Origin of the sequence: Pelomicrobium sp. G1, from assembly GCF_051905455.1 — a bacterium.
GTDB lineage: Bacteria > Pseudomonadota > Gammaproteobacteria > Burkholderiales > UBA6910 > Pelomicrobium.
In genome coordinates this window covers 1-270 of the sequence record NZ_JBQACR010000355.1, presented here as the reverse complement: position 1 = coordinate 270, position 270 = coordinate 1, and the positions used below count along the sequence as shown (strand labels likewise).

The following is a 270-nucleotide window of genomic DNA, read 5'->3' as shown; positions in this document are numbered from 1 at the left end:
CGACGCGCAAGCCTGCTGCTTCGAGCAAGCCCGCCAGCGCTCTGGGTTCGGACAATACCCCTGGATGCGGCGGGGTCGCGCCCGGCGGCGGGGGCGGCATCAGCGGCCCGAGGGCGGGCATCACGGCCCTTAAGAATTCGCACTTCTCGGGCGGTCCCCAGGCCGTGACGACGACCCGCCCGCCATGCCGGGCGACGCGGACGAGCTCGCGCATGGCTGCCGCCATATCCGCTGCGTAAAAGACGCTGTTGACGGCCACGACTGCGTCGA

The 270-nt window shown here is 71.1% G+C and carries 1 pseudogene; it reads right to left on the bottom strand.

The features are described from left to right. Nucleotides 1–214 (bottom strand): annotated as a pseudogene (locus ACTFO6_RS18815) (hypothetical protein); the annotation flags it as partial. Nucleotides 215–270: the final 56 nt, after the last annotated feature.